This is a genomic window from Clostridium sp. CTA-19, assembly GCF_054767855.1.
Genome location: NZ_BAAABH010000029.1, coordinates 36,819 through 46,756 on the forward strand (window position 1 = coordinate 36,819; position 9,938 = coordinate 46,756).

Here is a 9,938-nt window from a genome sequence, read left to right on the forward strand (position 1 = left end):
AATTCTGTGAGGTCTGTAGCAATATAGTAGTGATATTATAGTGCTAACAGGTATTTGAGAGGAGATAAAAGATATGGGTATATTAAAAGTAGAAAATTTAAAAAAGTATTATGGTAAAGATGAAAATTTAGTTAAGGCCTTAGATGGTGTTAGTTTAGAGATAGATAAGGGGGAGTTTGTTGCCATAGTAGGAACATCAGGCTCTGGAAAGAGTACATTATTGCATTTAATAGGGGGATTAGATAGGGCCAGTAAAGGTAAAGTTGTTATTGATAATAAAGAAATATTTTCAATGAATGATGATGAACTTACAATTTTTAGACGTAGAAATATAGGGTTTATATTTCAAAATTATAACCTTGTTCCAATTTTAAATGTATATGAAAATATAGTATTACCAATAGAACTTGATGGAGAAAAAGTTGATTCTAAATATGTTGATGAAATAATAGAAACTTTAGGATTAACAGATAAAATTAACAGGCTCCCTAACAATCTTTCAGGTGGTCAACAACAAAGGGTAGCTATTGCTAGATCATTAGTAACTAAACCATCTATTATACTAGCAGATGAACCAACAGGAAATTTAGACTCTAAAACAGAGCAAGAAGTACTAGGACTTTTGAAATTTACAAGCAATAAGTTTAATCAAACTATAATCATGATTACTCACAATGAACAAATAGCACAGATGGCAGATAGAATAATTAGAATTGAAGATGGAAAAATTGTTGTGAATAGGGGGTAGAAATTATGTTGCAAAATAATAATAGAAATTCTGTTAATAAATTGAGTAAAAAAAGCTTGAAAGCTAATAAGATGAGAAATGTATGCGTAATACTTGCAATAATATTAACTACCATATTAATAACAATTACTATATCAGGAGGTATAACATTTTATAAAACTAACAAGATTTATGATATAGTTTCTAATTATAATGTTAATTGTGATGGATATCTTAACATAAACCAAGAAAGTGAAAAAAAGTTAAATTCAGTAGATAATGTTGATAAGGTAGGAATTATTCAATTAGCTAGTGTTGAAGGGGTTAAAAATAAAGAATTATTAAATGAAAATATAGCTTTAGAGTCGGTGAAAAATAAAATTGCATTTGATATGATGGCTGTAGTTCCTATAGAAGGGTCTTACCCTAAAAAACCAGAGGAAGTTTTTGTTCCAACTTGGATATTAGAAGTTTTAGAGGTAGAGAAAAAAGTTGGAAAAAAAATAAATTTAGATGTTGAAATTAACGGTGAAGTTAAGACTATAGAGTGTGTTTTAAGTGGTTATTATGAGTCTTTAGTACCAAGGGGTTCAAATCAAACAAAAATTTTTGTGAGTAATGAATTTATAGAAAAGTATAATAGTGAGATAATAGATAAAAAAAATACTAAGGTAGCCTTTATTAATCTTAAAAATTTAAATGATGAATCTTCATTTAAGACAGCTAAAGATGAAATACAAAAGATAGGACAAAAAATAGGAGCGTTAAGTTATAAAGCAAACCCTAAATATGATAAAGAAGAAAATGGAGTGTTTCAATCAGACAACATGGAACAAGTCATAGCTATAAGTGTTGGATTATTAATAGTTATGATTACTGGATATTTAATAATATATAATATTTTTCATATATCTGTAGCTAGAGATATTAGATTTTATGGTCTTTTAAAAACAATTGGAACTACATCAAAACAACTAAAAAAAATAATACTAAAACAGGCAATTAAACTTTCTATTATAGGTATACCAATAGGACTTATTTTAGGATATATTGTGTCAATAATTATTGTTCCTATGGCACTTAAATTTACTATATTTGGTAATATAACTGTAGTTTCCCATAGCTTAAGTATGTTTTTAATATCAACAATTTTTTCATTAATAACTGTTTTAATAAGTTGTAATAAGCCAGCAAGAGTGGCAGGGAAAGTTTCACCGATTGAAGCAGTTAGATATGTAATTTCTGATAATAAATCAAAGAAAAAGGTTAAAAAGGGTGCCTATGGAGCTAAAATTCACAAGATGGCATGGAGCAATATTATAAAAAATAAGAAAAGAGTTATACTATCTATACTCTCAATTTCATTAAGTGCCTTAACTGTTATATTCACTGTAAATGCAACTATGGGGTTAGACCCTAAAAAGCATGCAAATGCTCAAATGACATCAGATATTTCAATTAAAAATCTTGTATATAATGGTATTCAGTCAGGAAAAGGATATGAACCTATAACAGAAGAATTTATAGAGAAAATTAAAGAGTTAGATATAGTAGAAAATGTAACACCTTATTACAGTGGAATTACACCGGAACAGGATGGAACAATAATTATGTTTTGGAGTAAAATTAAAATTGATGAAAATTTTAAAAAAGAACTGCAAGGTTATGGTGACCCTAATAAAAAATATACAGGTTTTTCTATTGATCAAAGAGAGGAAAATACAATATATACAAGTGTTAGAGCTTTAAAAGCTGATATTGTAGATAAAGAAGTAGAAACATTAAAGTTAATTGATGGAACTATAGATAAGGAAAAATTTAAAAAGGGAAATTATATTATCTTTTATCCTACATCAGAAAAAGATAATTCTGTAAAAGCTGGAGATGCTTTACCTTTAACTTTTCAAATACGAGATGAAAATGGAATTTTTAAAGAAGTTAAAAAAGATTTTAAAGTTATGGCTGTTGTTTCACATCAAGATGGTGAATTTGCATCAAATAATTTAGAATTTTTAAATATAGAAGAAAATGCATTTAAAGAAATATTTCCCAATTATAAAAATTATGTAGATTGTCTTAATATTAAATTAAAAGATGGAACTGATTTAAAAAATGCAGACAAAGTTATATCAAAACTTATCATTGAATCTGGCAATAGTTCTTTAAAATTAAGTTCCAAAAATTTTTTTATAGAAGGTCTAAAAAGTATTAAAGTAACATTTTTAGCAATTGGAGCTATTATTTCAGGAATTCTAGGTTTAATAGGAATTATAAATGTAATGAATACAGTTCTAACAGGTATTTTTTCAAGAAGAGTAGAATTTGCTATGCTTGAATCTATTGGTATGACAAAAAAGCAGCTTAAAAAGATGATATTATTTGAAGGTCTATATTATATAGTATTATCATCATTACTCATAATACCATTAGGAATTGCTGTGTCATATGTAGCACCAATGATGTTACCGATTTATGGAGGATTAAATATTTCTATATGTATAATATCGATTTTAGTAGCTATAATAAGTATAGCCATATTAATAATGATAATTCCAATTATCGGATATAAATTAGTAAGTAGAGAAAGTATAGTAGAAAGACTTAACTTCGTAGAATAGAATAAAATTAATTTTAGAGGTGTAATATAGAAATAACGCCTCTAATTTTTATTGAAAATATTTCAATTTTAAAAATAGTGTTAAATTTAAGTTTTTAGGAAAGTATAAATTGAAAATTTCGTTAAAAACTTATATTATAAAGCATATAAAGTTTTACAAAGGAGTATCATTATGAAAAAAATATATTTATCACATCTTTTAGAGGATAAAGATATGGAGAAAGTTTTGAAAAATTATCCTATTGGTATAGAAATAATAGAGTTTGGCATTGGTCAATCATTAGACTGTAAAGAAGAAAGTTTAAAAAACTATAAGGAAAGATTAAATAAAATAATAGAAAAGCCATCACTTTCAGTACATGGACCTTTCTTAGATTTATGCCCTGCAAGCTTTGATAGTTTAATAAAAGATGCTACTATGAAAAGGTTTGAAAGTTCCTATTGGATGGCAAAAGAAATAGGTGCAGAACGTATAATTTTTCATACGTGCTTTAATAAAATGGTATACTTTAAGAGCTCTTGGGAATATAATTCTAAAATATTTTGGAAAGAATTTTTATCTAATAAAGATGATTCAATAAAAATACATATAGAAAATGAATATGATAGTGATTATGAGCATATTGTAAATCTTATAGATGGAGTAAATCATCCTGCATTTTCAGTATGTCTTGATATAGGTCACGCAAACTATTGTTCTAAAATACCATTAGAAGATTGGATAAAAGGGCTTGGAAAAAGAATTGGTCATGTACATTTACATAATAATTATGGAATAAAAGATAATCATAATGGAATTTTAAATGGGGACATTTCTATCTTAGATGTCCTAAACAAAATTAATGAAACGTCTAAAGATGCAACATGGACCTTAGAGGTTGGCAAATATGATGAAATAATTAGTTCGTTAGAATGGTTAAAAGAAAATAAATTTTTATAAAAACTTTATATATTTAAATTATATTATAAAAAATCCTCCTTTGGTTGATAAGTAGTTGGTTTTTATACCAATACTTAAAATACAAAGGAGGATTTTTTATATAAATTACTATGTTTTATTACAAATATGGAGTAATAAAATAGTGTTGTATTAAAGCTAACATTAAATTAAAGATTAATATTAAAGAAATAATAATTATATGACGTTTTTTATGCATTACTACAATAGCTATATATTCTCTAATTAATGCATTTGGCAAGAAATAAAGTGCTGTTTTAGAACCAATTCCTTGGCTTTTTAAACCAGCCATTTTTGCATACAGAGCAGCACGAAATAAATGAAAATTATTTGTTATAAATATGCTGTTGTATTTATTACTTAAATTATCCATTATGTTTTTTGAATATGTCATATTTTCAAAGGTAGTAGTTGATTTATCTTCTAAGATTGTATCTTCAAATGGAATACCTTTTTCAACTGCATATTTTTGCATAGCTAAGGATTCTGAAATTTTTTCATCATTTCCTTGTCCGCCAGAAAAAATAATTTTTGGAGGAGTTGTAACAATACTTTGCTTATTATAAAATTCAATTGCTCTATTAATGCGACTTGCCAATAGAGGTGGAACCTTATCTCCAATTAATCCACTACCTAAAACAATAATAAAATCTTGATTTAATTTTGGATGATTAAATTGATATAGAAATGATATCATCAAAAAATTAAAAACATCAAAGAAATAATATAATGAAATTATAATAAAACTACTTAAGAAAATATTTATTTCTTGAGAAAATAAATTTGTTGATAAAATAAAGGAGCCAATAAGGAATAATATTAATCCAATAGCTATAAATAAAGTTAATAAATTAGAAAAACGTTTTCCCTCACGATTTATAAGAATTTTAGTATTTATGAATAAGCCTACTATTAATGCATGAATACCAAATATAGGAATCAACAATAAGAAAAAAATAAAAATAAGGGCTATAATAATTAAAAAACGATTTTGTGTTGAAAATGCAGCATATATAGATGTTATTATAGCTGAAAATAAAAATATATTAAATAATAATCCATTAATTAACTTTCTTGAATCAAGCAGATAAGATGTTAAAAAAATTATAAATGTAAATAACGTTAAGCCTAATAGAAAAAACATGTTGTAACCTCCATATGATTTTAAGTTGAGTTTTATTTAAAATTCATTCAATATATATTTTATCCTAAAAAGTATAAATATTATATGTTTTTTAATAGCACTTAATTATACATCAGAAATTTTAAACAGTGAAAATATGCTAAAAGTATATAAAGTTGTAAAATTAAGTTTTTTACTTTTGATATAGGTTAAAAATAAAGCTTATTTCATTATATGATAGTATAATGAATGTGTATAGTAAAAACTAAAAGCATATAGGGAAGAGAGTTTTATAAGATTATATATTAAGTGAGAGGAGTATTGAACAAATGATAATAGTTGATATACCAGGTTATAAAAGTATTGGAATAAAAAATGTTGTCTTTGATTTTAATGGGACCATTGCAGAAGATGGTGTATTAATTGAAGACGTAAAAGAAAAAATCAAAGAATTATCATATAAAGATGTTAATATATTTGTTGTTACAGCAGATACTTATGGTACTGTAGAAAAGCAATGTATGGAACTTCCTGTTAAAGTAAAAATTTTTAATAAGGATAATGCATGTGAAGATAAAAAGAAAATAGTTCAAAAGCTTGGTAGCGATAGTACTGTAGCAATTGGCAATGGGAAAAATGACATAGAAATGTTTAAAAACAGTATAATGTCTATAGCTATAATTGGAAAAGAAGGATGTTTTACTAAAGCTGTTTTTCAAGCTGATATTGTAGTAAATAATATAGTTGATGCAATAGATTTAATATTAAAGAAAAATAGGGTAAAAGCTACATTAAGAACATAATATCTTTTAAAGAAAAAGAGGGGAGATTTTAGTGGAAAAATACATAACATTCATAAAAAATGCTTGGGAAAATTTTATATATGATGATATTATCAATGAACAAGTAAGAAATGAAATATTAGAATCATGGATTAGATGTAAAAAATATAATGTTAATCCTATGGGTGGAAAAGGTAAAAATAAGCATAGTAATATTAAAGAGCTTATAGATAAAAATAGGGAATTAATAAAAATAGCTAAGCCAGTTATGGAAAGTGTATATAAAATAGTTGAAGGGTCAAGTTTTGCTATGATTTTAGCAGATAAAGATGGTTATATACTTGAGGTTATTGGTGATGAAGATATAATGGATAGGGTAAATGAATTAAATTTTTTAAAAGGGGAATTATGGAGTGAAGAAGAGGTTGGGACTAATGCAATAGGAACTGCTCTTTATTTAAAAAAACCAATACAAACAATAGGAGCAGAACATTTTGGTATAAGTCAACATTCTTGGACATGCTCTGCATCACCTATATACGATGAAGATAAAAAGATAATAGGATGTATAAATATGTCTGGAAATTATTATGATGCACATTCACACACTTTAGGAATAGTGACATCTGCAGCAGAATCAATACAAAAACAATTTGCTTTAAGTAGGTCATATAACCTTTTGAATGTAACCTTTAATTCCATATCAGATGGAATGATAGTCATTGATTCAGATAGTAATATTAAGAGAATAAATGGTAGAGCGTTAGAGGTATTAAACTTAACTTTAGATGATGTTATGAATTTAGATATTAAAAGTTTAATTACTAATATTGATTTTAAAGCATTATTAAAAGGTGATAAAAAAGAAATTTATAATATTGAGAGTGATTTTAAAATAAAAAATGACAAAATAAAATGTATTGTTAATGCAGTTCCAATGAATGTAAATAATAAAAATATTGGTATGGTAATAACTTTTAAAGAAACAAAACATATACATAAATTAGTTAGTAAACTAGCAGGATTTAAAGCTAGCTATACCTTTGATGATATAATAACAGAAAATAAGAATATGAAAAATATGATATTATTAGCGAAAAAATCTGCTAAAAGTGATTGTAATGTATTAATAGAAGGGGAAAGTGGAACAGGAAAAGAACTTATAGCGCAATCTATACATAATTATAGTGATAGAAGAAATAAACCGTTTGTAGCTGTAAATTGTGCATCTATACCAAGAGAATTAGTAGAAAGTGAACTTTTTGGTTATGAAAAAGGGGCATTTACGGGAGCAGCTAAAGAAGGGCATGCAGGAAAATTTGAATTGGCAGATGGAGGAACAATATTTTTAGATGAAATAGGTGAATTACCGCTAGATATGCAGAGTAAACTTTTAAGGGTTTTAGATAATGGAAAAATAATTAGAGTGGGAGGAACTTTTGAAAAGCAATTAGATGTAAGGGTAATAGGTGCAACAAATAGAATATTAAAAAAAGAAGTAAATAGAAAAAATTTTAGAAATGATCTTTATTATAGACTAAGTGTTATGAATATTAAAACAATACCGTTAAGGCAACGAAAGGAAGACATAGGATTGTTAGTTAATTATTTTACAAAAAAATTATCTATAAAAAAAGGAACAGAAGTTAAAAAAATTAATAAGGATTATGTGGAAAAGTTAAAAGATAACTATTGGGAAGGTAATGTTAGAGAATTAAGAAATGTTGTAGAACGTGACTTTTATTTAAGTGAAAAAAATATATTAGTTTCTTATGAGGTAGAAAATACATGTAAAAAAGAGGAGAAAATATTTGAAAATGTAATTGATATTAAAACATTAGAAAAAGAAGCTATAGAAAAAGCTATAATACAAAGTAATGGGAATATGGTTCAAGCGGCAATTTTATTACAGATAGGACGATCTACACTTTATAGAAAAGTAAAGAAATATAATATTGCTTATAAAATTTAAAGTGTATCAAAATGAGAAAAGTAGATATATGTATCAAAATGAAACAATTACTCTTGTTTCATTTTGATACATTTTTTATTTTACACTCATAATTAAATATATAGTCTATTGTAGAAAATATGTAAGAAAGACTAATTTAAAAATTAACAAAATAAAGAATTTAAATAGTTGGCATAATTATTGCTTTATTTAATTGTGAATAGTTTAACTAATAAAATTTAGGAGGAATATTATGAAAGCAGCATTATGGTATAAGAAAAATGACGTTAGAGTTGAGGAAATAGAAGAACCTAAAGTTGTAAAGGGAAGTGTGAAAGTAAAAGTTAAGTGGTGTGGTATATGTGGTTCTGATTTACATGAGTATTTAGGAGGACCGATTTTTATACCAGTAGGTCAGCCACATCCTTTAAGTGGCACTACTGCACCTGTTGTATTAGGACATGAAATTTCTGGAGAAGTAGTTGATATTGGTGAAGGTGTTTCTAATTTAAAAGTTGGAGATAGGGTAATTGTTGAACCAATAGTAGCATGTGGAAAATGTCCAGCTTGTTTAGAAGGAAAATATAATTTATGTTCATCTTTAGGATTCCATGGACTTTGTGGAAGTGGTGGTGGATTTGCTGATTATACTGTATTTCCACAAGAATTTATACACAAGATACCAGAAGGCATGAGTTATGAACAAGCAGCACTTGTTGAACCTATGGCCGTTGCACTACATTCTATAAGGGTAGCTAATTTTAAAATAGGTGATACAGCATTAGTTTTAGGATCAGGACCTATTGGACTAGCTACAATTGAATGTTTAAAAGCAGCTGGTGCTAAACTTGTTATAGTTTTACAAAGAAAATCAATAAGACAAGAATATGCTAAAAGAGCGGGTGCAGATTTTGTTTTAGATCCAAATGAAGTTGATATAGCATCAGAAGTTAAAAAACTTACAAATGGAGTAGGAGTAGATGCTGCATTTGAAACTACAGGAGCAAAAATAGGTTTTGATACAGGTGTTAATAGCTTAAAATTTGAAGGGACTATGGTAGTTACAAGCATATGGGAAGATGGATTAAATTTCAATCCAAACGTTTTAGTTTTCACAGAGAAAAAAATTGTTGGTACATTAGCTTATAGACATGAATTTGAAGCAACTATGGCTCAAATGAATGATGGAAGGATAAAGGCAGATGGATATATAACAAAGAAAATTCACTTAGATGATATTGTTAAAGAAGGATTTGGTACATTAACAGGTCCAGATAAGAAGAAGCACGTTAAGATATTAGTAACACCAGATAAATCACTTTTATAAAAATTACTATAGAAATATAGGGATGCAATCTATAACTTAAATTTATACATCAAATTTTTGTTATCAGTTGAGAAAAATAAGTACAAATATAGTTAGTTAAGAATTAAGAATTAAAAATTGTTGATGAAACTGTGCATCAGTTTCTTAAAGTTAAAAATACATTGAGAATTACTAGGAGCAAAGTGAGTAGTAATAACCACAACTGTTCACTATTAACTCTTAACTAAAATAATCTGTTAGTTATTAAAAAAATATTGATTTGAGTTTTCTCATTTGATAAATGAATAAGTTTAAGATTTAATTAGGAACCCTATATAGGGTTCCAAGTTGACTTTTAAAATTATCCATTCCAAAACTTGGATACCTAAAATAGTGAGACATGCTCAGAATCACTTAGAATTTAACACTGCATCTTGTATGAAAATATTTTAAGGTTATTGAATAAATTTAAGT

7 protein-coding genes are annotated in these 9,938 nt (G+C 26.4%); 6 read left to right on the top strand and 1 reads right to left on the bottom strand.

The window, feature by feature from the left end:
- Nucleotides 1-73 precede the first annotated feature (73 nt).
- From ACYUE0_RS14135 to ACYUE0_RS14145, 3 genes are all read left to right on the top strand, one after another.
- Entirely contained in the window at nucleotides 74-748 is a 675-nt protein-coding gene (locus ACYUE0_RS14135) for an ABC transporter ATP-binding protein (RefSeq protein ID WP_010299449.1), read from the top strand.
- Between the two features lie 5 nt (nucleotides 749-753).
- Nucleotides 754-3,345 (top strand): ABC transporter permease, encoded by a 2,592-nt coding sequence (locus ACYUE0_RS14140; protein WP_460271080.1) that lies wholly within the window; start codon nucleotides 754-756, stop codon nucleotides 3,343-3,345.
- Between the two features lie 171 nt (nucleotides 3,346-3,516).
- Nucleotides 3,517-4,284: a sugar phosphate isomerase/epimerase family protein gene (locus ACYUE0_RS14145; protein WP_460271081.1), complete on the top strand. Its 768-nt coding sequence runs from the start codon at nucleotides 3,517-3,519 to the stop codon at nucleotides 4,282-4,284.
- Nucleotides 4,285-4,402: 118 nt separating this feature from the next.
- Here the strand turns inward: ACYUE0_RS14145 and ACYUE0_RS14150 are convergent, their stop codons facing one another.
- Nucleotides 4,403-5,446, bottom strand: a complete 1,044-nt coding sequence (locus tag ACYUE0_RS14150) for a YdcF family protein (protein WP_460271082.1) — start codon at nucleotides 5,444-5,446, stop codon at nucleotides 4,403-4,405.
- A gap of 308 nt (nucleotides 5,447-5,754) precedes the next feature.
- Here ACYUE0_RS14150 and ACYUE0_RS14155 point away from each other — a divergent pair, with 308 nt between their 5' ends.
- The 3 genes from ACYUE0_RS14155 to ACYUE0_RS14165 all read left to right on the top strand — a co-directional run bounded on the left by ACYUE0_RS14155 (nucleotide 5,755) and on the right by ACYUE0_RS14165 (nucleotide 9,485).
- Nucleotides 5,755-6,228: an HAD family hydrolase gene (locus ACYUE0_RS14155; RefSeq protein WP_010299430.1), complete on the top strand. Its 474-nt coding sequence runs from the start codon at nucleotides 5,755-5,757 to the stop codon at nucleotides 6,226-6,228.
- A 31-nt stretch (nucleotides 6,229-6,259) separates the two neighbouring features.
- A complete protein-coding gene (locus tag ACYUE0_RS14160; protein ID WP_460271083.1) occupies nucleotides 6,260-8,179 on the top strand; it encodes a sigma-54-dependent Fis family transcriptional regulator in 1,920 nt (639 codons plus the stop codon).
- Nucleotides 8,180-8,411: 232 nt separating this feature from the next.
- A complete protein-coding gene (locus ACYUE0_RS14165; protein WP_460271084.1) occupies nucleotides 8,412-9,485 on the top strand; it encodes a 2,3-butanediol dehydrogenase in 1,074 nt (357 codons plus the stop codon).
- The last annotated feature ends 453 nt before the right edge of the window (nucleotides 9,486-9,938 follow it).

Coding starts and splice junctions, on each gene's coding strand:
- ACYUE0_RS14135 (WP_010299449.1), top strand. CDS start 74: ATGGGTATATTAAAAGTAGAAAATTTAAAAAAGTATTATGGTAAAGAT.
- ACYUE0_RS14140 (WP_460271080.1), top strand. CDS start 754: ATGTTGCAAAATAATAATAGAAATTCTGTTAATAAATTGAGTAAAAAA.
- ACYUE0_RS14145 (WP_460271081.1), top strand. CDS start 3,517: ATGAAAAAAATATATTTATCACATCTTTTAGAGGATAAAGATATGGAG.
- ACYUE0_RS14150 (WP_460271082.1), bottom strand. CDS start 5,446: ATGTTTTTTCTATTAGGCTTAACGTTATTTACATTTATAATTTTTTTA.
- ACYUE0_RS14155 (WP_010299430.1), top strand. CDS start 5,755: ATGATAATAGTTGATATACCAGGTTATAAAAGTATTGGAATAAAAAAT.
- ACYUE0_RS14165 (WP_460271084.1), top strand. CDS start 8,412: ATGAAAGCAGCATTATGGTATAAGAAAAATGACGTTAGAGTTGAGGAA.